The organism is bacterium (genome assembly GCA_018812485.1).
GTDB lineage: Bacteria > JAHJDO01 > JAHJDO01 > JAHJDO01 > JAHJDO01 > JAHJDO01.
This window is the reverse complement of sequence record JAHJDO010000119.1, coordinates 1-22,986: the sequence shown is the minus strand read 5'-3', so window position 1 is coordinate 22,986 and position 22,986 is coordinate 1. Positions and strand designations below refer to the sequence as shown.

Below are 22,986 nucleotides of genomic sequence, written 5' to 3'. Positions count from 1 at the left end.
TCTATGAATCGGGAAACTTATTCCAGAAAAGATATGGAAGAGCGGTTACTGCGAAAGGTAAAGAAAGACATTCAGTGTGAGCACGATATTGAACTTATGTCTCTCAGGGAAAGGGATGATTTCTCTTCGGAGTTTGAATATTTTCTTGAGATACTTTCCCTGGGTATTTATCCACAAAAATTTAAGGAGAGATTTAATAAGCCTCTTGCTGGTCTTTACTGCGTACAGGTTCCTCTGGAACTCTTTGACGCATTGGGGTTTCATCCATTCAGGCTGTGCAGCGGATCGTTGGCTATTCAAAGGCTTTCTTCAGGCCGTGTTCCGTCTTTGACATGTCCTATTATAAAATCGTGTCTCAGTTCCTTTTATCTTGACGAATCCATGGAGAAACTCTGTGATTTAATAGTTATACCTACCACCTGCGACTGGAACGCCAAACTGCCTGAAATAATAGGAGATAAAGCCAATTCCATACACATCATGGAACTGCCGCATATCAAAGAAAGTGAAAGAGGTAGAGAAAGATGGATACAAGAAGTATATGAACTAAAAAAAGTGCTGGAAGTTCACGCAGGCAGGCGGCTTAACCGCCGCCAACTTAGCTCATCCATAAAAAAATACATGAGTGCGTGGCAAGTATTGGGGCAGTTGATTGAATTAAGACGGAGAGGGGCTATTTCAGGCACATGGAGCATTATTATAGCGAATGCTTTTATGCTGGACAACGTTGAATCGTGGACGGAAAAGGTTAAACAGGTTCTCAAAAATTACAACGTGCCCAAAAAGAAAAATAATCCGGATGTATTTCTTACCGGCTCACCTGTTTTCTTTCCCAATCTAAAAATTTCGGAATTGATTGAGGAAGCGGGAATGTTCATTGCTGGAGATGAATTATGCACTTCGGAGAGAAATTTGACTGGCGCAACGATTTGTGATGATTATTCAGAGCATGGCATTCTCAAGACGCTGGCAGAGAGATACCAGCTTTCCTGTAGCTGCCCAAGTTTTGCAGACAACTACAGACGGGCAAAGAATATTCTGGATACAATGCGCATCCATAACATAAAAGGTGTAATCTATCATATTTTAAAAGGATGCCATCCATATGATATAGAAAGTTTTTATTTTGAGAAAATGATTAAAGAAAACGGGTATCACTTTATAAAAATAGAGACGGATTATTCGCACGAAGACAGACAAAATATTCTTATCAGGCTGGAAGCTTTCAGAGAAACACTCTGTTGAAAGGAGCGCATAAAAATATGATAACAGCTGGGATTGACTTAGGAACAGCAGCTATAAAGGTTGTTTTTATTGATAAATGCAATTTACTCTGGGCAAAAGCGCTTCCCACAATGCCACAGTATGTTGAGATTTCCGAAAAGCTTTTAGAAGAAGGATTAGAATCTCTTTCAATCCGGGAAAAAGACCTTGCAGGTATAGCAGCAACAGGCTATGGCAAACGTCTTTTTCCTAATGCAGGAAGAATAGTAGATGAGATTTCTGCTAATGCCGCGGGAGCTTATATCCTGAGTGATAAGACAGCAAGGACTGTTATCAATATAGGTGGACAGGATGTTAAAGTTATTAAGCTCTCTTCTGACGGAAAAGTTATAGATTTTAAAATGAACGATAAGTGCGCGGCTGGAACAGGTCGATTCTTCGAAATGGCTGAAAAGATACTGAATATTCCTGTTCGGGAATTTGGCAAGTTAGGGCTTCTTAGTCAGTCGCCGGCTCATATCAATAGTACTTGCACTGTTTTTGCCGAAAGTGAGATAATGTCTCTCTTGTCTGTGGAGACAAATACTCATGATATTATAGCCGGGCTTCATAAATCAGTGGCTAGACGAATCTCGGATCTTGCGGGAAGTTTATATTTAGAAGAAGAAATCTATCTGGATGGAGGGCCGGGAGCAAACAGAGGACTGGTATCAGCTATGCAAGAGGAGCTTATGAGAGATATTAAGGTCTTTCCAATACCTCAATTCACAGTGGCATTTGGCGCTGCAGCAATTTTATCTCGGAAAAATGGTTGAAGAAATATGTGTATTTTAATAAATCTTCTTACTAAAGGGAAAATTGGAGGTTGTGCAGGGGTATGTCCATTATGTTCTTATTCTAGTAGTATTGTGATCCTTTTTGCTGGTTTAATTTGGAATTTTGTGCAGGGCAGGTTGTCAAAACGAAGAGGAATAAAGTGAAAGCATTTGTTTCATGGAGCGGAGGGAAAGATAGTTGCCTTTCCTGTTATGAGGCAAAGCAAAGTAAAGATATAGAGGTTTCTTATTTGTTAAATATGATATCAGAAGAGGGCAAGCATTCTCGTTCGCATGGAGTTAGCTCAGATTTGTTGAGAGTGCAAGCAGAAGCAATCGGAATTCCTATCATTCAAAAGGCTGTTGGGAAAAGTTATGAGGAAGAATTCAAAAGAGCCATTACTGTTCTTAAAGATAGAGATGTTCATGCTGGTGTTTTTGGAGATATTGATGTTCAGGAGCATAGGGATTGGATAGAAAGAGTTTGTAAAGAATTGCAGATCAAACCGCTATTTCCGTTATGGAAGAAAAAAAGAAAGAAAATTATGGATGAATTTATAGAAACTGGTTTCAAGTCAATTATTGTTGCTATTAATTCTGAGTTTCTGGGGGAAGATTGGTTGGGAAGAAGCCTAGATAAGGAATTTTTGAAAGATATTGAGAACTTGGGCAATGTGGACATCTGCGGAGAAGATGGAGAATATCATACATTTGTCTATGACGGCCCTATTTTTAGGAAGTCAGTGAGGTTTGTAGAAGGCAAGAAAATATTGAGAGGAAAAAACTGGTTTTTAGGGCTTGTAGCCAAAAAATAATATAGAAGAGAAAAATGATAACAAATATCTATCATATTATGCAGTTTAAAGATAATTCAGCATACTTAAATTTTCTCGGCTGTAATTGGAGATGCAAAGGTTGTGTGAGATTGCGGGGGTGGGAGAGTCACCTCTCTCCATCTGATATAAAAAAATTAGATAAAATTTATCCTGAGGCCGATAAACCTAAATTAAAACTAAATTTAGATGATGTCGTGGAAATTCTCAAAGATAATAATGCTAAAAAGGCATATCTTGGGGGGCATGAACCAACAATAGACCCTAATATTGTTGAAATACTCGCGAGATTAAAAGACGAAGGAATATGGCTCAAACTTGTCACAAACGGCGGACTTTTAAATGAAAAAATAATTGATATGGTTGATGAAGTGACATTAAGCATAAAAGCACTGGATGACGAAATTCATAAGACGTATGCTGGGGTGAGCAATAAAAAAACACTTGAAAATTTTGAGAAATTTCATAACTGTGGAAAGATTGAAATGGAATCAATTTACATCCCAGGATTGATTGAATGCGAAGAGATTTTAAAAATCGCAGAGTATATTGCAAAATATAATAAAAATTTAAGATATAGAATTGACAAGTATCTCTCGTATAGTCTGTATGGAAGAAATGCAACAGAAGAAGATGTAAAAAAGTGCTCTAATAAAGTGAAGAATATACTTCCAAATACCTATACTTTTGCATCCATGTGGGGAGATATAAGGATGAGAAGAGAAAGGGAGCATGCTAAGTGTTTGTATCCAAAAATAGATTGAAAAATTTAGGATTATTGCTATATTGCTTTTTTACAATTTTTGCTCTTTTGTATGTCGGCTCTGTAACCCATGCGGAGAATAATTTCCCTCAACGAATAATTTCATTAGGTCCTTCTTTGACCAGAGAACTTTATCTTTTGGGAGTAGAAGATGGACTGGTGGCAAACACTATATATTGCAGGCAGCCTCCCAAAGCACAGAAAAAAGAAAAGATTGGGACAGTAACGAAATTAAGTTTAGAAAAGGTTATAGCTCTTAAGCCGGATTTAGTTCTGGCTACTTCTCTGACTAATCATAAGCAAGTAGAAAAATTAAAAAATCTGGGAATAAGGGTAATCACTTTTTCTATTGCAGGAAGTTTCTCCCAAATTTGCGATCAGTTCTTAGAACTAGGAAGAATTGTTGGCAAAGAAAATGAGGCAGAGGGAATTCTTAGTCAATCTAGAAAAAAGGTGAATTCTATCACTGAGATGGTGAAAGATTTACCTAAACCTAAAGTCTTTGTTCAAGTAGGAGCAAAACCTTTATTTACAGTAACAAGCGATTCTTTCGTTAATGACTTCATAAAGTTTGCCGGTGGGATAAATATTACTTCTGGGGCAAAAACAGGTCTTTACAGCAGGGAAAAGGTTCTTGAGCAAAATCCTGACGTGATAATTATTGTGACTATGGGCATTGTAGGTGAACAGGAGAAAAAAACGTGGCAGAAGTACAAGACTCTAAACGCAGCAAAAAACAACAGAATTTACATTGTTGATTCCGATAAAGTTTGCAGCCCTACACCAGTAAGTTTCGTTGAGGTGTTGGAAGAAATAGTTGGATTGATCCACGCAAAGGATGAATAATGAATAGAAAATTAGTTCGCTGGCTTATCTGTATATTAATTTTATGCGGGATTCTTCTTGGAGTAGGCGCTTTTTCATTGAGCGTTGGCTCAGCTGGTATACCTTTTAAGAAAATCATACCTTTAATTCTTGGAGGCAGAGGCACTACTGAATACAGCATCCTTTTTGACATACGTTTGCCCCGCATTATTCTGGGTCTTGCAGTGGGGAGCGCTCTGAGCATTGCAGGGGTACTTCTTCAGGGCATGTTTCGCAATCCTCTGGTAGAGCCATATACACTGGGTATTTCTGGCGGAGCAGCTTTGGGTGTGTGTTTAAATATCGTCCTAAAACTGAATAGAATAGGAGGAATCTTATCCATCCCGGCAAGCGGATTTCTGGGAGCGATCGTTGTAATTCTTGCTGTTTACTCGTTAAGCGCAAGAAAGGGCATATTAAAAATTCAGGGACTTCTTCTTACTGGAGTAATGATAAGTTTTATCTCCTCATCCCTAATTATGCTTATTATGGCTATATCTCGCACGGAGGATCTTCATGGAATTATTTTCTGGATAATGGGCTCTTTAGAAGAACCGAATCTGGCTCTTATAAAGACAGTGGTTTTAATATCTGCCCTGGGTTTATTCATATCTTACTTATTTTGTGCAGAGCTTAATGCGCTTGCTTTAGGGGAAGAAGAGGCTCTGCATTTAGGCATAAATACAGAAAGGACAAAGAGATTGCTGTTTATACTTGCCTCTTTACTCACAGGCTGTGCGGTTTCAGTTGCGGGAGTTATTGGCTTTGTTGGATTGGTTGTGCCTCATTTTATGCGTATGTTTGTTGGAGGAGATCACCGTATACTTCTTATTACGTCTGCTCTTTCGGGCGGGGCATTTCTTATACTTTGCGACACCCTTGCCAGAACAATTATTGCTCCTTTGGAACTTCCTGTCGGAGTGATTACAGGAATTATCGGTGGAGCAATTTTTGTCTATTTTCTTAGCAAAAAACAAGTTGTATTAGGGGGCAAGCAATAATGCTTGAGGTAAAAGATCTAACCTGCGGGTATGACTCAAAATTTATACTTAGCCGGATTAATTTCAGAATACAAAAGAGAGGTCTCTGGGGTATAATTGGCCCCAACGGCTCAGGGAAAACAACTCTGCTTAAGGCAATGACTAAAATACTTAAGCTTCGGAGTGGAGAGGTTCTTTTTGAAGGGAAGGATATATTAAAATTTGGATTTAGAGAATTCGCAAAACAAGTAGCTTTTGTATCTCAGAGTTCGGAGATAGGATATAATATGACCATAGAAGAATTCGTTCTTCTGGGAAGGATTCCTTACCGCAGGCAGTTTCAGTTTTTGGAAAGTAAACACGATGAGGAGATTGCTGAAGAGGCGATGATTTTAACGGATACTCTCAGGTTTAAGAACAGGCTTATAGGAGAGTTAAGCGGTGGAGAGAGACAGCTTGCAGTTATTGCCCGCGCGCTTGCTCAGGAGCCGAGACTACTTCTTTTAGATGAACCTACTGCTCATTTGGATATAACACATCAAATTAGAGTTTTAGATCTTATAAGAAGGTTAAATAGGCAAAATGGACTTACTGTCATTGTGGTTTTGCATGATCTTAATCTGGCAAGCGAATATTGCGATAGATTAATTCTTCTTAACAATGGACTTATTCACAAAGTTGGCACACCACAGGAAGTATTAACGTATCAGATTATTGAGGATGTTTACGACACGACAGTAGTAGTTGAAAAAAATCCTATTTCTTCTAAGCCATACATACTGGTAGTTTCAGAAGAAGAAAAAGCTAAAGTTCTGCAGTAGAACATTGGGAGGCTTATGCAAGCAAAGACAATAATGATTCAGGGAACTGGTTCTTATGTGGGCAAAAGTGTAGTTACTGCTGCGCTGTGCAGAATATTTACGGCTGATGGTTATAAAGTAGCGCCATTTAAGGCGCAGAATATGGCTTTAAATTCCTTTGTAACCAAAAATGGTAAGGAGATGGGAAGGGCTCAGGTTGTTCAGGCAGAAGCTTGTGGAATAGAGCCCTCAGTCGACATGAATCCTGTTTTACTTAAACCGTCATCGGATGTGGGATGTCAGGTTATTGTTATGGGAAAACCTGTCGGAAATATGGATAGTGTTGAATACCATAAGCATAAACCAAAATTGATGGATACAGTGGTAAAGGCCTTTAACAGGCTTGCAGAAAAGAACGATATAATTGTAATAGAAGGAGCGGGTTCTCCTGCAGAGATTAATCTACGAAAAAATGATATTGTGAATATGAGTATTGCTGAAAAAATAGATGCGCCTGTAATCCTTGTCGGCGATATAAATCTGGGTGGAGTTTTCGCGTGGCTTGTTGGCACTATAGCGCTTCTATCAAATAAAGAAAAAAAACGTGTTAAGGGATTTTTAATAAACAAGTTTCGTGGAGACAGGAGTCTTTTGGAACCTGCAATAACATTTTTGGAGAAAAGAACACAGAAACCTGTTCTGGGTGTTATTCCCTATTTTACTGATATAAAGATTCAGGAAGAAGATTCTGTATGTATTGATCCTTACAAAAGCAGTTCTCCTTTGAAAGATAAAAATAATATAAGAATAAAGGTTATTTATTTGCCGCACATTTCCAATTTTACAGATTTTGATATGCTGGAGAAGGAACACGGTGTGGAGCTTGAGTATATTAAGCGGCCTGATGAGCTTAAACATGCAGACGTTATCATAATTCCCGGTAGTAAAAATACAATAGATGATTTAGCAGTTCTGAGAAAGAGTGGTTTTACATCAAAAATAAAAGAATACAGCAGAAAGGGAGTTTCTATAATTGGTATATGTGGCGGCTATCAAATGCTTGGTAAAGAAATTATTGATCCGGATCATATTGAAACTAAAAAAACAAACATAAAAGGAATGGGTTTGTTAGATATAACTACAACAATAAAAAAAGAAAAACAAACTCATCAGATAAAAGCATATGATAACCTTTTCTCCTCAAGCATAATACATGGTTATGAGATACATATGGGCAAGACACTATTAGGCAATAAGGCAGAACCAATTTTTGAGATATTCGAGAGGTCTGGCAAAGGGGTTAACATAAAAGACGGGACAAAAAGTTGTGATGGAAACGTCTGGGGGACATATATTCACGGCATTTTTGATAATGATAATTTCAGAAGAGCTTTTCTAAAGAACATGAGGGAGTCGATGCAATTACCGGAAGTGGGCGAGAGTGATTTGTTCGATAAGGAAAAGGAGTACGATAAACTAGCTTCATTAGTAAGAAACAGCATCGATATGAAAAAGATATATTCGATAATAGGTCTAAAGAAACCAACAAACACCCGTTCTTCTACGCTTTCATTGCGCTAACGTTAGAACTCACTGGCAGGGATAAAGCGACAGCCCAATCCCCGTCAGGTGAACTGATTTGTTTGGACATAGCACATTTCTTTAGTGGTCTCGGCTCAATACTCCCGTTAAACAACGCGGGCCGCTGCCATATACGATAGTCGTCGGAACCGAAATTCGAATGACCCGCATGCCCTTTTTTTCATACTCCTTGGCAATCCGCTCGTGTTGAGATGAAACGATGATCGTATCTGGACTGATGCTGAGATTATTCGCTCCGGCAGTGCGGGCCTCATCCAGGGTTATCTCGATCTTATCCCAGGAGAGAAGAGGCTCCGGCAATTTCTCGATCAATGCTTCCGGACAATAGGTCATGAGACCGGGCTTGTTTAGCGATAAAACCCAATCGAGGTGGAAGAGATCGGATTTAAGTGGGATTGTGTAAACTTTGAATTCTTGACCAAGAAACTGCTGTAACCACTCTGCCCCCTCTTCGCTGGTAGCGTTTCCGGACAGACCGACATAAACATTAAACCCGTCCAACATGATGTCACCGTTTTCAATATAGATATCATGTTCAAGATGATGAGGTGACGGAGGTGGACTTGCACAGTATCTTACATCTCTGTCCTTCAACAAAGGCTCCAGTACTCTCCTGACCATCCAGACCTGTTTGCGACGGAAGGGTAACCGGAATGAATTCATCAGCAAAACAGTATTGCCAATGACCCGGACGTAGCCGGCTCCGCCGAACAGCATGTTCCCTTTCTGGATATTGTCCAGAAAAGATAACTCTTCCGGGTATGGCACGGGCTGGGTGCGATGAACAATCACACCCTCAGCTTTCAGTATGCTCGCCATCGTATTTAATTGCTGTTGTATCTGTTTCGACAATTCCGGAAGCACGTCACTGGTTTTACGGCCACCGTATTTATGGAGATTTTCTATATCCCACACACTTTTTACCCACTTCAATGCCGGGACATACTCCGGTTCAACTGTTTGATCTTCCTGTCCGATAAAGGCTTCACGCAATCGCCCCCATTCATTATAAACACCGATTTGACTGTTTTTCGCTTCCTTCTCCTCGCGGGCATTGTCTCCTGTTGCCACATCAGTGCAGGAGAAAAATACAACCATACAACAAACGATCGTCATTCCCAGAATTCTCATAATTCTTTCCCTCCTTATTTTGTCCAACAATTAATATATGGAATCCGTTTTTTCTTGATTCCTTATTACAAAACATACCAAATTTTTATTGATTTAGTCAAATGCTCCTACAATTCTGCAGAGTGCAGAGAGAAAACTTTAGATAACTTTATCTTTGCTGTAAAGATAATATATTCTATAATGGGGTTAATATGTTAAAAACGGGACTTGTTCATATATATACCGGAGATGGTAAAGGAAAGACAACATCAGCTGTTGGTCAGGCAGTGCGCGCCAGAGGGAGAGGATTAAATGTTTATATGATACAGTTCCTGAAAAAAGATGATAGTTCAGGAGAGCAAGTTGTCCTGAAAAAGCTGGGAGTTGATATTAAGTGTTTTGGTCATGATTATGCATTTTGCGGAAAGTTGGGACAAGAGAAAAAAAGAGAAGCAAAAGAATTTTTTGGGAAAATCATAGATGAGATTGCTAATGAGATAGAACAAAAGCATTATGATATAGTGATACTTGATGAAATAAATCTGTTGGTTAAGAAAGGTTTACTCGATAAAGAAGAAGTTGTGAAACTTATTAAAAATAAGCCTCAAAATACAGAACTTATTCTAACAGGCAGAGGAGCAGTTAAAGAGATTATTGAGCTTGCTGATTTGGTAACGCGGTGTGTGAAGATTAAACATCCGTATGATAAGAAAATAAAAGCGAGAGAAGGAATTGAGCTATGAGTTTACTACTTGACCGTATTAAAAAAGGCGAAATTTTAGTTTCTGATGGTGCTATGGGCACCATGCTTCAGAATAAAGGATTGAAAGTGGGAGAGTGCCCTGAAGAATGGAATATAACTCATCCAGGAGAAGTCAAAGCAATTGCAGCAGCTTACTTAAAAGCCGGAAGTGATATGATATTAACGAACACATTCGGCGGATCCAGATTCAAACTTGCAAAATTTGGTTTAGAAGCAAAGGTTGCCGAATTCAACAAAGCAGGTGTTAGCCTGGCTAAGAAAGCTGCCCTGCAATACGGAGGAATTGTTGTGGCCTCCCTTGGTCCAACAGGAGAATTTATGCAACCGCTGGGAACTGTAACAGAAGATGAAATGCATGATGTATTTAAGGAACAGATTCTTGCTCAAATACAAGGCGGAGCAGATGCAATATGCGTAGAAACCATGACTTCTCTTGAAGAAGTTTCTATTGCTATAAAGGTTGTAAAGGAAAACACAGCTGTTCCTGCTATTGGTACAATGACATTTGATAAAGGTATAAAGGGATATAGAACAATGATGGGTGTAAGTATAAAAGAGGCTGCGCTTGGATTAGAAAAGGCAGGTGCGGATATTATAGGGACGAATTGTGGTAATGGCATTGGACCTATGGTGGATATTGTTCGAGAGATGAGAAAGTATTCTTCTAAACCAATTCTTGTTCACGCTAATGCTGGGGTTCCTGAACTAATACATGGGAAAACTTGTTTTAAAGAGACTCCTTTGGATATGGCAAAAAAGGTTTCTGAACTCATAAATGCTGGAGCAAATATCATAGGAGGATGTTGCGGTACAACCCCTGAACATATAAGAGCCATAAGAAACGCAGTGGACAGCCGCCTTCTCTAGGGATTATGGATAAAAGGGATATAAAAGATTTTACCTTAGAGGAGATGAAAAAGGCCGTTGTTGAAATCAGGGAACCTGGTTATCGGGCCGGACAGATATTTTTTTGGCTCTATAAAAAAGGGGTCTGTGACTTTCAGAAAATGAGCAATCTGCCGCAGGCCTTTATGTCCAGACTGGAGCAGGATTATTATATAAGCGCATTAAGTCTTTCAGGAAAACTCAGTTCCTCTGACGGGACTGAAAAATTTCTGTTTAATCTCGGCGATGGTAATTTTATAGAGACTGTACTTATATGCGCCCGAGATAGAAAAACAGTCTGTCTTTCCACTCAGGTCGGGTGTAAATTCGGGTGTGTCTTTTGCGCCAGCGGCCACGGCGGTTTTATAAGAGACCTTAGTCCTTCAGAGATAATCAATCAGATATTGTTCTTAAAAGACAAGCTCAAACACAAAATAACGAATTATGTCTTTATGGGTATGGGTGAGCCCCTGAATAACTGCGATAATGTCCTGAAGGCGATTATGATAATGAATTCTAAGCCAGGCATGGATATCGGTGCCAGAAGAATAACTGTTTCAACCTGCGGTGTAATTCCAGGTATAAGGCGGCTAACAGACCTGGGCCTGCAGATTAATTTATCTATATCCCTTCACGCGGCAACTGACAATCTCCGGGATACGCTTGTCCCGGTTAACAGACGTTATCCCCTGAAAGAACTCATTAAGGCCAGCGAACATTTCATAAAAAAAACAGGCCGGATACTTACCTTAGAGTATGTTTTAATAAAAGGTAAGAATGATTCCTTAAAAGATGCGGACGGGCTTGAGGTCATAGCCAGAAGGTTGAAGGCAAAGGTGAATTTAATACCCTGTAGTCCTGTACCCGGTCTCGGATTCCAGCCTCCCTCTAAAAAAGACATAGATATATTTATGTCCAGGCTTGTGCAAGGCAGGATAAAGGTGACCCGGCGCGAGTCCAAAGGCAAGGATATACAAGCGGCCTGCGGCCAGCTGGCGGGCAGGTTAAAGCAAACGGCTGACTGTGAAATATAAACTTATAATATTTGATATTGACGGGACGATAACTAAGCATATAAGTTCGTGGAGATATATCCATGAAAGGCTTGAATTATGGGATACGCTTGCCTTCCAGTATCAGAAACAGTTTCTGGCCGGCAAGTTAAGTTACCGAAAATTCTGTGAACTTGACGCGGCTCATTGGAAGGGGCTGTCAGAAGAAAAAGTCAGAGAAATTTTTCAGGAACTCCCTTACGCTAGTAATGTCCCATCCTGTATAAAACGACTTAAACAGAGAGGGTTTAAGATAGCTGCTATTTCTACGGGGCTTCAATATATGGCCGAAAGGGCAAAAAAAGAATTAAGGTTTGATTATGTTTTATCTAACCAGATTGTTTCCCGAAAAGGCATTCTAACCGGCAGAGTTAAAATAAACATAAATCATGGGGAGAAAGGTAAAATTTCAAGACAGATAATGAAAAGATTCTGTGTCAAACCACATGAGGTAATAAGTGTAGGGGACAGCGCCGGAGACATACCCTTGGCTAAATCCAGCGGGTATTCTATAGCGTTTAATTCATCTGATAAGGCGTTTTCAGATATAGTCGACTATAAATGTAAGACAAAAGATTTTGAAGAGGTCTTTGCCCAGATAGTATCCATCTCTGGTATAAGTACGTAAAAGTATCCAGAAAAAATATTGCTGGGCACATGCATTGATGATATAATTTTTTAATTACAAAAAAGGAGACAACGTAAATGGAAATTATTGGAGAAAGAATTAATACAAGCAGAAAGCATATTAACAAGGCTGTCAGCGAAAGAGATAAGGCATATATTCAAGAGCAGGCCAGAATGCAGGATAAGGCAGGTGCTGATTATATAGATGTTAATGCGGGAACCAGTGTATCAGGAGAAGTAGGGGACATTGAATGGCTTGTGGACATTGTGCAGGAAGTTACAGATAAACCATTGTGCATTGATAGTGCCAATCCTAAGGCTATTGAAGCTGCGCTTAAAAGGAATAAGAACGAAGTTCCTATTGTTAATTCTATAACAGGAGAAAAGAATAGAATTGATAGTATTTTGCCATTGGTTAAGAAATATAATACCAAGGTAGTGGCTCTTACTATGGATGATTCAGGAATGCCTGATAATCTTGAAAAAAGGGTTGATGTAGCAAGGAAGTTGCGAGATAAATTAATGTCTGAAGGCATATCTCTGGACAGAGTTTATTTTGATACATTAATAAGGCCAATAAGCACAAATCCTGAGCAGGTAAGTTATGTGCTTCAGGCAGTGAGCATTATAATGAAGGAATTAAAAGGAGCGCATACTATATGCGGTCTTAGCAATGTATCCTTTGGCCTGCCTAAAAGGAACCATATTAACAGGACTTTCTTAAGCCTGATGATCAATGCCGGGCTTGATACTGCAATTATTGATCCCACAGAACCAAATATGGTCTCAACAATTTATGCAACTCAGGCGTTAATCGGCAAGGATAATTTTTGTATGGAGTATATAACAGCAGATAGAGAAGGGAAGTTATTAACGCATTAGACTGTGGCGGTATTATTTCTCAAAGATTGCGGGGTTACGAATTAAGACCTCAGCAGCTTCAAATGTCAGAAGCGATTGACGATGCTATTAAACTCAACAAACACCTGGTAGTAGAAGCAGGCACCGGGATAGGGAAAAGCCTTGCGTATCTGATACCTTTTATAATTTATGCCGCTGGAAATAATAATAAAGTTATAATCTCAACTTATACAAAGACACTCCAGAATCAGTTATGTTCAAAAGATCTGCCCTTTTTGAAAAAATCGCTGGGGATAAAATTTAGTTACGCGTTATGTCTTGGTTCTGAAAATTATTTGTGTTTAAGACGTCTGAACAGTAAATATGCATACGATTTGCTTGATTCGGATACTCAGTTCAATGAGATGACGAAAATACTTGACTGGTCTTCTAAAACCAAATCGGGGATCAAATCGGATTTAGATTTTATTCCCAAAAGCGGGGTATGGAATAATGTATGCAGAGAATCGGATTTATGTTTGGGAAAAAAGTGTTCTTTTAAAGATGATTGTTTCTATAAAAGAGCGAAAAACACGGAGAGAAAATCCAATATTTTAGTAACAAACCATTCCCTATTTTTTACTAATCTTGCCTCAGGTGGTCAGGTTTTGCCAAATTTTCATGCTGTGGTATTTGATGAGGCTCAAACACTGGAAAAGGTAGCAACAAGTTACCTTGGCATAGACCTAAGCAATTCAAAAATTAAATATCTGTTTGATTCAATATATAATCCAAAAACAAACAAAGGACTATTGAGCAAATTCAAGAATCTAAATAGACAAACGATAAAAAGTATCAAGGAATACTTGACCGAGTCAGAGCAAGCGTCTCGTGATTTTTTTCATGAGATAAGCCAAATGTTCGGCACGGAAAATGACTCAAAGAGGATAAGGACAAAAGGTATCGTTTTTAATTACATGGAAGAACCATTAAAACGTCTTGCAGGCTCTTTATCTGAATTATTAAATTATATAAAAGACGAAGAAGATGAGATTTTAATAAAATCGTATGCAAAAAGGTGTGTTGATATATCAAAAGCCATGTCGTTTATTTTAAATCACACAAAGGACGATTATGTTTATTGGATTGAAATATCAAAGGGGAAAAGAGCCGTAAAATATTCGCTTTTTGCTGCTCCGATAGAAATTGCAGAGGAGTTAGACAAGCAATTATTCAGCAAAATAAAACCAATTATACTTACCTCTGCTACATTATCTACAAATAATGATTTTGGATTTATAAAGAAGCGTCTCGGGATAAAAGACTGTGATGAACTGTTGCTAGGGTCCCCTTTTAATTATGAGAAAAATGTTCTTTTATATCTTCCAAAAAAGATGGAAGACCCAAACCATAAATTTGAAGTATTCCAGGGGCAGGTTCTTGAACACATCAAAAAGATAATAGATATTATGAAAGGAAGAATATTTATATTATTTACCAGTTACAAAATGTTAAATGTTATATTTAATGATTTAATCTTAAGTTACAAAGATATAAATTTATTGAGGCAGGGAGATAAACCTCGTTACGAGTTACTTGCAAATTTCAAAGAAAATAAGAATTCTGTTTTATTGGGAACAACTACTTTTTGGCAGGGTATAGATGTTCCGGGAAAATCTTTGGAATGTGTAATCATTACAAAATTACCTTTTTCTGTTCCAGATGATCCTATAACAGAAGCAAAAATGGAACTTATGGAATCAAGAAATGAGAATTCTTTTATGGAGTATCAGGTACCGCAGGCAATAATGATGTTTAAACAAGGATGTGGAAGACTAATAAGAACTAAATCAGATAGAGGCGTAGTGGGAATCTTGGACCCGAGGATTAAAACCAGATATTATGGAAGATCGTTTATCAATGCTTTACCAAAATGCAGACATACTTTTGATGTAAATGAGGTAAAAGACTTCTTGAAAATATGAAAAAGAATATAGAGCTTATTATGTTTGATTTGGACGGCACGCTGGTTGATTCAATGAAAGATATAGCCAATGCCGGCAATTTTACTTTAGAGAATTTTGGGCTTATGAAAAAAAGCGTCCAAGAGATAACTTCTTATGTCGGAGAAGGGAGAGAACATTTAGTAAAAAGGTTACTGGGAGATAGACAAAATTTTCTAAAAGAAGCTGTTTCTGTGTTTGGAGAATACTACAAAAAACATTCTATGGATAACTCCATTCTATATCCGAATGTAAAAGAAGTTCTTGAATATTTTAAAGATAAGAAAAAGGCTGTTGTAAGCAATAAAAATCATGAAGAAGTTGTATCTAATTTAAAGTCGTTGGCAATATATGATTATTTTGAGAATATCATAGGAGGAGATGAAGTTGAGTACATAAAACCTTCTCCATTCCACTTATGTAAAACAATGCAGGGATTTCATATAAATGAGGAAAAATCTATAATGGTCGGTGATATGGATATAGATATATTAGCCGGTAAAAATGCAGGTATACTCACCTGCGCTGTTACTTATGGAGTAAGCAAAAAAGAGGATATAATTAGAGCAGAACCGGATTTTATTATAGATAATATAATCAAACTAAAAGATATAATATGCTAGTAACGACGTTATATAAAAATTATCGTTCTTAATTAGGTTTTTGTGATATTAATTCTTTTAAGTGTTCAATGTATTTATCAGGGCCTCCTCTTCTATAACCTGTTCTTGCAATTACGTTACCCTTGTGGTCAATTAATATTATAGTGGGATATCCTCTTATTTTATATTTTTTCGCTAAGTCGTTATTCTGCTTTTTAATCTTTGGTGGTTGAGGTTTTCTTCTGGGAAAGTCTAATTCAAGTAATATCAGGTTGTTGCTGGCATAATTTTTAAATGCAGGTTTGCTGAATACTTCTTCTTTTAATCTAATACACCAACCGCACCAGTCTGAACCTGTAAAATTGATTAGAATTGGCCTGCTATATTTTTTAGCGTCTTTTAATGCCTGGTCATAATCATGGATCCATAATAGAGTTTGAGCACTTGTGTTTATTACTAAAAACGAAAAAATTGTTAATGAGGCTGTGATTAAAATACTAATTGTCTTTTTTTGCATTTTTCTTCCTCCTTATTAAAAATTAAAATTAATAATTATTGCTGAGTGCCCCAACTATAATCCATATTCCAATAGCACTAAGCAATACACCGCTTATGCTTGAAATTAGTCTGAAATGTCTCTTTATCCTGGATAATAGAATCAGTGTCTTTCCTATCCCTATACTGAGTAAAAGGAATGGCAAGCCCAATCCCAGAGAATAAAAGCTCAATAGCAGAATGCCTTTACTTAAAGTAGCATCATTAGCTGCAAGCATAAGAATACTGCCTAATATAGGACCAACACATGGTGTCCAGCCAATACCAAAAGCTGCGCCTACTAAAAAAGAGCCGAACTTGTTTACAGGCTTGCTGTTAAGATGCAGTTTTTTTTCATACTGCAAGAACTTTATATTAAACAGTCCGCTGATATGCAGTCCAAATAGAATAACTACTATACCTCCAATAATTCTTATGATTTTCTGTTTAGAAAAAAGATATGTGCCCAAAAGGCTGGCTGAAGCACCCATAAGAACAAAAATCAATGAAAAACCAAGAACAAATAAAATGGTTTCTGTTAGAATTAGTTTTCTTTTTTTGAAGTCTTTGTTATTTGAATCACCCAATTCTTCACTTGAGAGACCAGTAATAAAACAGATATATACAGGAATAAGAGGCAATATACAGGGTGAGAAGAAAGATAGAAGCCCTGCGCCAAAGCTCGTAAAAATCTTAAAAATTTCAGACATATCCATACTCTCCTCTTATCTTTAAGAAGTGTGAGCATGTTGCTATTCTTTGTCAAGCAAAATGTGAGCATTGACAGGCATGTATTTCTTGTTACAATAGATATTATGAAACTACTCTTGCATACCTGTTGTGCGCCTTGTTTGACGTATCCATATAAAATACTTTCAGAACAGGGAATGCAGGTATCGGCATTTTCTTACAATCCGAATATTCATCCATTTACAGAGTATGCTAAGAGATTGAATTGCCTCAAAGATTACACTGAAGAAAAAGGGATAAAGCTGATTATAAAAGATGACTATGCTATTGAAGAATTCCTGAGGCAGGTTATATTTAGGGAAAACAATAGATGCTTAATATGTTATAGGATCAGATTAGCTGAGACAGCGAAAACTGCAAAATCAGGAAAATTTGATGCCTTTTCTACAACAATGCTCATAAGCCCCTACCAAAACCACGACTTAATTAAAAGCATTGGTGAATCAGTTGCAGCTGAGTTTGGCATTAGTTTTTTCTATAAGGATTTTAGAGAGGGATATAAAGAAAGCATATCTCTTTCCAAGGATGCAGGCCTTTACCGTCAGCAGTATTGCGGCTGTATATATAGCGAGAAAGAACGGTACCAGCGTTCTGCTTGACAGGTTAGAGGGCGTTCTGTATAATCAGGATTCATTTTTAAAATGATAAGCATTTATGAAAGTATAAATTATTATGTCTAAAAGAACGTATCAGCCGTCTAATTTAAGTAGAAATAGGGCACTAGGTTTTCGTAAGAGAAATTCTACTAAAAATGGAAGATTGGTTCTCAAAAGAAGAAGACGTAAAGGTAGAGCAAGATTGACTGTATAAAGTAGGATACTTCCTGCCTGTGAAAATTTTTTCTTTTTCAAGAGACGAAAAGCTTAAGAAATATAATCAGATCAAGCTTGTGTTCACAAATGGTAAAAGGCATTGTGGAGCATTTGCTAATCTTTATATAAGAACAAATGATGCATCAAGAACCAGGTTGGGAATTGTTGTGCGAGTGCCAAAAGCCTTCAAAGGCAGAGCTGTACAAAGAAACAGGGCTAAAAGATTAGTAAGGGAGTTCTTCAGATTGAATAAACACAACATAGTTAAAGGGATTGATCTCGTTTTCGAAGTGTTTCTCTCCTCTAGTACGTACAAATATAATGATGTTGAAATAAATGCCTTTAATCTGTATAAAAAGGCAAAAATATGGCAGGCTTAATGAACAAAGCAATGAACATATTAAATAAAGTAGCTGTTTTTATTATACGATTTTACCAAAACTATATTTCACCTATGAAGCAGTCTACATGCAGATTTTTCCCAACATGTTCAGAATATACAAAACTTGCCGTATTAAAATATGGATTTTTTAAGGGATGTGTGTTAGGTTTTCTTCGTTTGGTTAAATGTCATCCTTTTCATGCAGGCGGGCATGATCCACTAGTATAGGAGTGTTTATGGACAGAAGAACATTAATGGCGGTTGTATTGTCTCTTTCAGTATTTCTGATATTTAACCATTATTATAGTTCCAAATTGCCAAAGAAACCTGTTGAAGAGAATATCTCTTCTCGAGCTGTCCCAGTTAGAACTGTTCCAGTTAGAGTTGGAAAGGAAAAGCAGGAAGAATATGTGTATAAAGAGGAAGAAAAAAAGCCTTTAGTCAAGGAGAAAGAAGTCATTGTTGAAACAGATTTAGTAAAAATTGTTTTAGGAGGCTCTTCCGGGACAATTAAAAGTTATAAGATAAAGGAATATAAGGAAGCTGAAGTAAAACCAAATGCAATTGCGCTGAATAATCAAAGAATAGAACAACTCTCCGGGCAACTTGCCAAAGCTGCCTCAGAAGAGCAGAAGGAGCGCCTTTTATATCAAAAAGAGGAGATAGAGTATATTAATGGATTAATATCAGAAAAAAGGCAGGACAAGCTAAAGGTACCGCAAGATATTGAACTTGTATCATTTGCAAATTATTATACTCAAACCTATCCTCTCCAGACGTATTTTCAGGTAAAAGGAGAAGTGTCTGTTATTAATAATTTTCAATGTGATAGTAATGGGCTTTTGCTTTCTGGAAAAGAGCCAGAAGGCTATGTTGGATTTGTTTCTCATATGAAAGATGGCTCGACTATAATTAAAAAGATTCTATTTAGAAATGATAGTTATCTTATTGGTATCACTCTAGAATTGATAAATAATACAGATAAGAATATTGAACAAACTGGTTTTTTAATTAGTACCGGCACAGGTCTCAGGCTAATGGAGGAACAAAGTTCTGGTAGGGGAGGAGGAGTCGAATTACAATCTGTATCTTATATAAATGATAAGGTGATAAAAAAGCCGTTTGGCCGCGGAGAGAAAGACAAAGATTTAACACAGTCGTATATTGGCAAAATATGGTGGACTGCATTATCTACAAAATACTTCTTGAATGCTCTAATTCCAGTAGAACCCGCATCAAAAGTTGTTATTAAGAAAAGCAAATTAAATATATTACAAAACTGTGTGGAAACAGTTATTCCAGATATTAGGCCTAATCAAAGTTTTTCTTACAGTATTAACTGCTATTTAGGTCCGAAGAATGTGGATAGGCTGGCAAAACAAGAAGTTAATTTAGAAGCGCTTGCTGACTTTGGTTTTTTTGGAAATCTTTTCAGAATCGTTCATATTCTAAAGTTCTTACACAAAATTACCGGGAACTATGGAGTGGCAATTATTTTATTAACAATTCTGATGAGTATAGTTCTGTTTCCGCTCACAATAAAAAGCCATAAGTCAATGAGAGCCATGCAGGAACTTCAACCGCAAATCAGTGCGCTGAAGAATAAGTATAAGGACAATGCCCAAAAAATAAATAAAGAGACGATGGCACTATACAAAAAAAACAAGGTCAATCCGCTTGGCGGGTGTTTGCCAATGATGTTACAAATGCCTCTTTTCTTCGCGCTTTTTACAACTTTAAGAAATGCCATAGAGTTAAAAGGAACCTGTTTTATTCCCGGATGGATTACAGACCTATCTTTACCTGACACAGTATTCTACTTAGGAGCATTAATAGATAAACCGGGAGTATATCCTTTAAATATTCTTCCTATTTTAATGAGTATAACAACAATTCTTCAGCAAAAATTTACTGCCCAGTCTGCGGACCCAAAACAGGCAAAGATGATGCTTTTTATGCCCGTGTTTATGCTGTTCATTTTTTATAATTTTTCTTCTGGATTAGTCCTGTATTGGTTAACCAACAATATCCTCAGTATTGGTCAGCAAATCTGGATCCGCAAGAAACATAAATAATGCCGTCCCGAATTATAACCACAGACACAATAGCAGCAATATCAACTCCGCTTGGCGAGGGTGGAATAGGGATTATAAGGCTAAGCGGACCGGATGCAATAAAGATTGCCTCAAAAATATTCAAGCCAAAGAAAAACATAAATCTAGAAAAGCAAAAATCTCATACGCTTCATTTTGGATATATTATTAAGGGAAAAACTGTTCTTGATGAAGTACTGGTTTCCATAATGAAGTCGCCTTATTCATACACAAAAGAAGATGTTGTGGAGATTAATTGTCATAGCGGGGTTTTAATTTTAATATCTATTCTAGAGCTTGCATTAGGACACGGTGCACGTACAGCGCAGCCGGGTGAATTTACTAAAAGAGCGTTTTTAAACGGTAGAATAGACCTGTCACAAGCTGAGTCAGTGATAGACTTGATAAGAAGCATGTCGTCAAAAGGATTGAAATTAGCAGCGCAGCAGCTATCAGGCAAATTATCTGTTAAAATAAAAAAATTACGTATGGAATTACTTGATTTACTGGCGCGTATAGAAGCATTGCTTAATTTCCCTGAGGATGAAGTTAGCTCAATAAGCAGAAGTACAATATTATCTTCAGTTAAGAAGATGCAGAAAAAGATTGAATCTTTAATTGATACTGCTGATCAGGGAGAGATTTTCAGGCATGGTGTAAAGACTGTTATTGTTGGCAAACCAAATGTCGGGAAATCCAGTCTTTTGAATATACTTGTGGAGGAAGAGAGAGCCATAGTAACAGAGATTCCAGGGACTACAAGGGACACAGTAGAGGGACAGATTCATATACAAGGGCTTTCCTTCATATTAATAGACACTGCCGGCTTACAGCCTGTAAGCAATATTGTAGAAAGAATAGGCATTGCCAGAAGCAAGAAAAAACTCTTAGAAGCTGACCTTATACTCTTAATGTTAGACGCAAACACCACGATTAATTCCAATGATAAGAAACTGTTTGAACTTGTTAAAGGGAGGCATACTATTGTACTGCTTAATAAAATAGATCTACCATCTAAAACAAAAATATCTGATATTCGTAAACTTGTTCCTAAAGGGATAATTTTAAAAATATCCGCAAAGAAGGAAATTGGAATTGATGAGCTCAAGAACACGATGTTTGATATAGCATTATCTAAGTTTAAGAATCCTCAGTCCGCTATATGTGTTAATATGAGACATAAAGAATCGCTGTTAAATGCGCAAAAGAGTTTAGCCCATATTATTCATACTATGACAAGAACAAAATTAACCGAAGAGTTTGTCTCTCTTGACCTGAAGAATGCTCTGGACTCTCTTGGCCAAATAACAGGAGAAACAGTGAATAATGAAGTGCTGGATAGAATATTTTCAAAATTCTGCATAGGGAAATAACTAATTTTCTTAAAATAGAACATTTCTAAATGTGCTTGACAAAAAACTTGACAAGAAATTGTTCATATGCTAAATTATAGGTAACTGTTACTTAAATAAGGAAAAGGAGGTGAGTAGAATCATGCGTTTAGGATGTGGTGGACTGGTAATAGGATTATTTTTACTGTTGGTTGCCGATGTTTCATATGCGGTCGGGGAACCCTCTAATCTGCTTGAGAAATGGACATTTAACTCTCCGTCTGAAGATGGAGATATCTTTGTCAGTGAGGGGAAGTGGAAAAGCCGCCTCAAGATGCAGAATTACTTTCAGGTGAAAACACCAGGCGAAAAAGGCATAGAGCTTAAGCGTGAGAAACAGGCATCTGGTTTTTGCCCTGAAAGTATTAACTGGGCAGGTGAAAGAGGGCCAAGTGTCCTGAGTGTTGAGGCATGGATAAAGCTGTATGAACCTGCTCTTCAGGGACTCACTGTTGTCCTTGCTAAATGGCAGGGTGGATTATTGCTTCGCCTCTGGAATGGTGTGCTTATATGGCGTCACAGTAATACAGGCTACAAACTGAAAGAAGGCAAATGGTACCATCTCGTTTATACAGTAATGCCCTTCAAAGGCAGGCCTGGTGCGACGGAAAATTTCTATGTAGACGGCAAGAGTATCCTTTCAAAGAAAACATATGCCTTTGACTGGGGACTGGCTGACACATATCTGTGCATCGGAACTCATGTGCCGAAGATAGGTCTATTTGACGGAATAATTGATGAGATCAGGATCTGGGAGAAGGAACTGAGTCCGCAGGATGTAGAGGAAAGCTATAATGAAGGTCCGACTGTAACAAAATAAAAAATCAGGAGGTGAAGATAAAATGTACAAGTATATAATAGGCGCTCTGATTACAGTCATTGTAATCTTCTTGAGTATTGGACGAGCAGAATCATCGGAACTAATCAGTGAAGAGATGAATTTACTTGGCGTATCAGCGGAAGACTTGAATAATCTCCATGAGGTATATTCTTCTCCGTCAAGTCATGTGAGTTCCATCCGGATAGCAAACATAAGAGACGACAATTACCTGTTCAAAATTGTCTTTGAGAAGGACTGTCCTTCATACGGTATGGTGCGCATGTATCTCGACAGGGACAATAACCCGAAGACAGGAAGAGAAGGCGAGGGCATGGATTATCTGATGGTAGCGCAGGAGGGAGATAGAAAGCCGTATTGTTATACCTATTATTGGACACAGCAGGGAGAGAGGAAAAGTGAGCACAGAAAAGCAGCTACAGT

At 37.7% G+C, this 22,986-nt stretch carries 26 protein-coding genes; 23 read left to right on the top strand and 3 right to left on the bottom strand.

The features are described from left to right. Nucleotides 1-3 precede the first annotated feature (3 nt). The 8 genes from KKC91_09825 (at nucleotide 4) to KKC91_09790 (ending at nucleotide 7,860) form a co-directional block, all read left to right on the top strand. Nucleotides 4-1,245, top strand: coding sequence for a 2-hydroxyacyl-CoA dehydratase family protein (locus KKC91_09825; protein MBU0478849.1), 1,242 nt, complete (start codon nucleotides 4-6; stop codon nucleotides 1,243-1,245). 17 nt (nucleotides 1,246-1,262) lie between these two features. Next, the gene (locus tag KKC91_09820; GenBank protein MBU0478848.1) at nucleotides 1,263-2,039 is read left to right on the top strand and encodes a hypothetical protein; all 777 of its coding nucleotides are present in this window, start codon (nucleotides 1,263-1,265) and stop codon (nucleotides 2,037-2,039) included. A gap of 116 nt (nucleotides 2,040-2,155) precedes the next feature. After that, on the top strand, nucleotides 2,156-2,854 hold the full coding sequence (locus tag KKC91_09815; GenBank protein MBU0478847.1) for a diphthine--ammonia ligase: 699 nt from the start codon (nucleotides 2,156-2,158) through the stop codon (nucleotides 2,852-2,854). A gap of 38 nt (nucleotides 2,855-2,892) precedes the next feature. After that, entirely contained in the window at nucleotides 2,893-3,636 is a 744-nt protein-coding gene (locus tag KKC91_09810) for a radical SAM protein (protein MBU0478846.1), read from the top strand. After that, nucleotides 3,612-4,481 carry an ABC transporter substrate-binding protein gene (locus KKC91_09805; protein MBU0478845.1) on the top strand — a complete coding sequence of 290 codons (870 nt, stop codon included), beginning with the start codon at nucleotides 3,612-3,614 and terminating at the stop codon, nucleotides 4,479-4,481. The genes KKC91_09810 and KKC91_09805 overlap by 25 nt, the downstream gene beginning before the upstream one ends. After that, nucleotides 4,481-5,500, top strand: a complete 1,020-nt coding sequence (locus tag KKC91_09800; protein ID MBU0478844.1) for an iron ABC transporter permease — start codon at nucleotides 4,481-4,483, stop codon at nucleotides 5,498-5,500. The genes KKC91_09805 and KKC91_09800 overlap by 1 nt, the downstream gene beginning before the upstream one ends. After that, nucleotides 5,500-6,300 (top strand): ABC transporter ATP-binding protein, encoded by an 801-nt coding sequence (locus KKC91_09795; protein ID MBU0478843.1) that lies wholly within the window; start codon nucleotides 5,500-5,502, stop codon nucleotides 6,298-6,300. Before KKC91_09800 ends, KKC91_09795 begins: the two co-directional genes overlap by 1 nt. A 15-nt stretch (nucleotides 6,301-6,315) precedes the next feature. Continuing rightward, complete coding sequence (locus KKC91_09790; GenBank protein MBU0478842.1) at nucleotides 6,316-7,860, top strand: cobyric acid synthase; 1,545 nt, start codon at nucleotides 6,316-6,318, stop codon at nucleotides 7,858-7,860. An 81-nt stretch (nucleotides 7,861-7,941) separates the two neighbouring features. On the opposite strand, the gene KKC91_09785 is transcribed toward KKC91_09790, so the two are convergent. Beyond that, nucleotides 7,942-9,012, bottom strand: coding sequence for a hypothetical protein (locus KKC91_09785; protein ID MBU0478841.1), 1,071 nt, complete (start codon nucleotides 9,010-9,012; stop codon nucleotides 7,942-7,944). Nucleotides 9,013-9,203: 191 nt separating this feature from the next. Here KKC91_09785 and KKC91_09780 point away from each other — a divergent pair, with 191 nt between their 5' ends. The 7 genes from KKC91_09780 (at nucleotide 9,204) to KKC91_09750 (ending at nucleotide 15,784) form a co-directional block, all read left to right on the top strand. Further along, nucleotides 9,204-9,734, top strand: a complete 531-nt coding sequence (locus KKC91_09780; protein MBU0478840.1) for a cob(I)yrinic acid a,c-diamide adenosyltransferase — start codon at nucleotides 9,204-9,206, stop codon at nucleotides 9,732-9,734. Next, nucleotides 9,731-10,621, top strand: a complete 891-nt coding sequence (locus tag KKC91_09775; protein ID MBU0478839.1) for a homocysteine S-methyltransferase family protein — start codon at nucleotides 9,731-9,733, stop codon at nucleotides 10,619-10,621. The genes KKC91_09780 and KKC91_09775 overlap by 4 nt, the downstream gene beginning before the upstream one ends. Nucleotides 10,622-10,626: 5 nt before the next feature. Beyond that, complete coding sequence (gene rlmN, locus KKC91_09770; protein MBU0478838.1) at nucleotides 10,627-11,673, top strand: 23S rRNA (adenine(2503)-C(2))-methyltransferase RlmN; 1,047 nt, start codon at nucleotides 10,627-10,629, stop codon at nucleotides 11,671-11,673. After that, nucleotides 11,663-12,319 carry an HAD family phosphatase gene (locus KKC91_09765; GenBank protein MBU0478837.1) on the top strand — a complete coding sequence of 219 codons (657 nt, stop codon included), beginning with the start codon at nucleotides 11,663-11,665 and terminating at the stop codon, nucleotides 12,317-12,319. The genes rlmN and KKC91_09765 overlap by 11 nt, the downstream gene beginning before the upstream one ends. Before the next feature lie 77 nt (nucleotides 12,320-12,396). After that, a complete protein-coding gene (locus tag KKC91_09760) occupies nucleotides 12,397-13,200 on the top strand; it encodes a dihydropteroate synthase (protein MBU0478836.1) in 804 nt (267 codons plus the stop codon). A gap of 62 nt (nucleotides 13,201-13,262) precedes the next feature. After that, nucleotides 13,263-15,143: a DEAD/DEAH box helicase gene (locus KKC91_09755; protein ID MBU0478835.1), complete on the top strand. Its 1,881-nt coding sequence runs from the start codon at nucleotides 13,263-13,265 to the stop codon at nucleotides 15,141-15,143. After that, on the top strand, nucleotides 15,140-15,784 hold the full coding sequence (locus tag KKC91_09750) for an HAD-IA family hydrolase (GenBank protein MBU0478834.1): 645 nt from the start codon (nucleotides 15,140-15,142) through the stop codon (nucleotides 15,782-15,784). The genes KKC91_09755 and KKC91_09750 overlap by 4 nt, the downstream gene beginning before the upstream one ends. A gap of 28 nt (nucleotides 15,785-15,812) precedes the next feature. Here KKC91_09750 and KKC91_09745 read toward each other — a convergent pair whose 3' ends face one another. Beyond that, nucleotides 15,813-16,280: a thioredoxin family protein gene (locus KKC91_09745; GenBank protein MBU0478833.1), complete on the bottom strand. Its 468-nt coding sequence runs from the start codon at nucleotides 16,278-16,280 to the stop codon at nucleotides 15,813-15,815. 28 nt (nucleotides 16,281-16,308) lie between these two features. Further along, nucleotides 16,309-17,007: a cytochrome c biogenesis protein CcdA gene (locus KKC91_09740; protein ID MBU0478832.1), complete on the bottom strand. Its 699-nt coding sequence runs from the start codon at nucleotides 17,005-17,007 to the stop codon at nucleotides 16,309-16,311. Nucleotides 17,008-17,112: 105 nt separating this feature from the next. Here KKC91_09740 and KKC91_09735 point away from each other — a divergent pair, with 105 nt between their 5' ends. From KKC91_09735 to KKC91_09700, 8 genes are all read left to right on the top strand, one after another. Then, nucleotides 17,113-17,646 (top strand): epoxyqueuosine reductase QueH, encoded by a 534-nt coding sequence (locus KKC91_09735; protein ID MBU0478831.1) that lies wholly within the window; start codon nucleotides 17,113-17,115, stop codon nucleotides 17,644-17,646. 73 nt (nucleotides 17,647-17,719) lie between these two features. Further along, nucleotides 17,720-17,857: a 50S ribosomal protein L34 gene (gene rpmH / locus KKC91_09730; GenBank protein MBU0478830.1), complete on the top strand. Its 138-nt coding sequence runs from the start codon at nucleotides 17,720-17,722 to the stop codon at nucleotides 17,855-17,857. A 19-nt stretch (nucleotides 17,858-17,876) separates the two neighbouring features. Beyond that, nucleotides 17,877-18,239: a ribonuclease P protein component gene (gene rnpA / locus KKC91_09725; GenBank protein MBU0478829.1), complete on the top strand. Its 363-nt coding sequence runs from the start codon at nucleotides 17,877-17,879 to the stop codon at nucleotides 18,237-18,239. Continuing rightward, nucleotides 18,239-18,469 (top strand): membrane protein insertion efficiency factor YidD, encoded by a 231-nt coding sequence (yidD, locus tag KKC91_09720; GenBank protein MBU0478828.1) that lies wholly within the window; start codon nucleotides 18,239-18,241, stop codon nucleotides 18,467-18,469. Before rnpA ends, yidD begins: the two co-directional genes overlap by 1 nt. Nucleotides 18,470-18,477: 8 nt before the next feature. After that, nucleotides 18,478-20,316, top strand: coding sequence for a membrane protein insertase YidC (yidC, locus tag KKC91_09715; GenBank protein ID MBU0478827.1), 1,839 nt, complete (start codon nucleotides 18,478-18,480; stop codon nucleotides 20,314-20,316). Further along, entirely contained in the window at nucleotides 20,316-21,707 is a 1,392-nt protein-coding gene (gene mnmE / locus KKC91_09710) for a tRNA uridine-5-carboxymethylaminomethyl(34) synthesis GTPase MnmE (GenBank protein MBU0478826.1), read from the top strand. The genes yidC and mnmE overlap by 1 nt, the downstream gene beginning before the upstream one ends. 121 nt (nucleotides 21,708-21,828) lie before the next feature. Next, nucleotides 21,829-22,545 carry a LamG domain-containing protein gene (locus KKC91_09705; protein MBU0478825.1) on the top strand — a complete coding sequence of 239 codons (717 nt, stop codon included), beginning with the start codon at nucleotides 21,829-21,831 and terminating at the stop codon, nucleotides 22,543-22,545. 22 nt (nucleotides 22,546-22,567) lie between these two features. Then, nucleotides 22,568-22,986: hypothetical protein (locus KKC91_09700; GenBank protein ID MBU0478824.1), on the top strand; the 419-nt coding region annotated here is incomplete at its 3' end.

What these genes read in the sequence shown, in the direction of transcription:
- KKC91_09825 (MBU0478849.1), top strand. Translation starts at nt 4, where the DNA reads ATGAATCGGGAAACTTATTCCAGAAAAGATATGGAAGAGCGGTTACTG.
- KKC91_09820 (MBU0478848.1), top strand. Translation starts at nt 1,263, where the DNA reads ATGATAACAGCTGGGATTGACTTAGGAACAGCAGCTATAAAGGTTGTT.
- KKC91_09810 (MBU0478846.1), top strand. Translation starts at nt 2,893, where the DNA reads ATGCAGTTTAAAGATAATTCAGCATACTTAAATTTTCTCGGCTGTAAT.
- KKC91_09800 (MBU0478844.1), top strand. Translation starts at nt 4,481, where the DNA reads ATGAATAGAAAATTAGTTCGCTGGCTTATCTGTATATTAATTTTATGC.
- KKC91_09795 (MBU0478843.1), top strand. Translation starts at nt 5,500, where the DNA reads ATGCTTGAGGTAAAAGATCTAACCTGCGGGTATGACTCAAAATTTATA.
- KKC91_09790 (MBU0478842.1), top strand. Translation starts at nt 6,316, where the DNA reads ATGCAAGCAAAGACAATAATGATTCAGGGAACTGGTTCTTATGTGGGC.
- KKC91_09785 (MBU0478841.1), bottom strand. Translation starts at nt 9,012, where the DNA reads ATGAGAATTCTGGGAATGACGATCGTTTGTTGTATGGTTGTATTTTTC.
- KKC91_09780 (MBU0478840.1), top strand. Translation starts at nt 9,204, where the DNA reads ATGTTAAAAACGGGACTTGTTCATATATATACCGGAGATGGTAAAGGA.
- KKC91_09775 (MBU0478839.1), top strand. Translation starts at nt 9,731, where the DNA reads ATGAGTTTACTACTTGACCGTATTAAAAAAGGCGAAATTTTAGTTTCT.
- rlmN (MBU0478838.1), top strand. Translation starts at nt 10,627, where the DNA reads ATGGATAAAAGGGATATAAAAGATTTTACCTTAGAGGAGATGAAAAAG.
- KKC91_09760 (MBU0478836.1), top strand. Translation starts at nt 12,397, where the DNA reads ATGGAAATTATTGGAGAAAGAATTAATACAAGCAGAAAGCATATTAAC.
- KKC91_09755 (MBU0478835.1), top strand. Translation starts at nt 13,263, where the DNA reads ATGTCAGAAGCGATTGACGATGCTATTAAACTCAACAAACACCTGGTA.
- KKC91_09750 (MBU0478834.1), top strand. Translation starts at nt 15,140, where the DNA reads ATGAAAAAGAATATAGAGCTTATTATGTTTGATTTGGACGGCACGCTG.
- KKC91_09745 (MBU0478833.1), bottom strand. Translation starts at nt 16,280, where the DNA reads ATGCAAAAAAAGACAATTAGTATTTTAATCACAGCCTCATTAACAATT.
- KKC91_09740 (MBU0478832.1), bottom strand. Translation starts at nt 17,007, where the DNA reads ATGTCTGAAATTTTTAAGATTTTTACGAGCTTTGGCGCAGGGCTTCTA.
- KKC91_09735 (MBU0478831.1), top strand. Translation starts at nt 17,113, where the DNA reads ATGAAACTACTCTTGCATACCTGTTGTGCGCCTTGTTTGACGTATCCA.
- rpmH (MBU0478830.1), top strand. Translation starts at nt 17,720, where the DNA reads ATGTCTAAAAGAACGTATCAGCCGTCTAATTTAAGTAGAAATAGGGCA.
- yidD (MBU0478828.1), top strand. Translation starts at nt 18,239, where the DNA reads ATGAACAAAGCAATGAACATATTAAATAAAGTAGCTGTTTTTATTATA.
- yidC (MBU0478827.1), top strand. Translation starts at nt 18,478, where the DNA reads ATGGACAGAAGAACATTAATGGCGGTTGTATTGTCTCTTTCAGTATTT.
- mnmE (MBU0478826.1), top strand. Translation starts at nt 20,316, where the DNA reads ATGCCGTCCCGAATTATAACCACAGACACAATAGCAGCAATATCAACT.
- KKC91_09705 (MBU0478825.1), top strand. Translation starts at nt 21,829, where the DNA reads ATGCGTTTAGGATGTGGTGGACTGGTAATAGGATTATTTTTACTGTTG.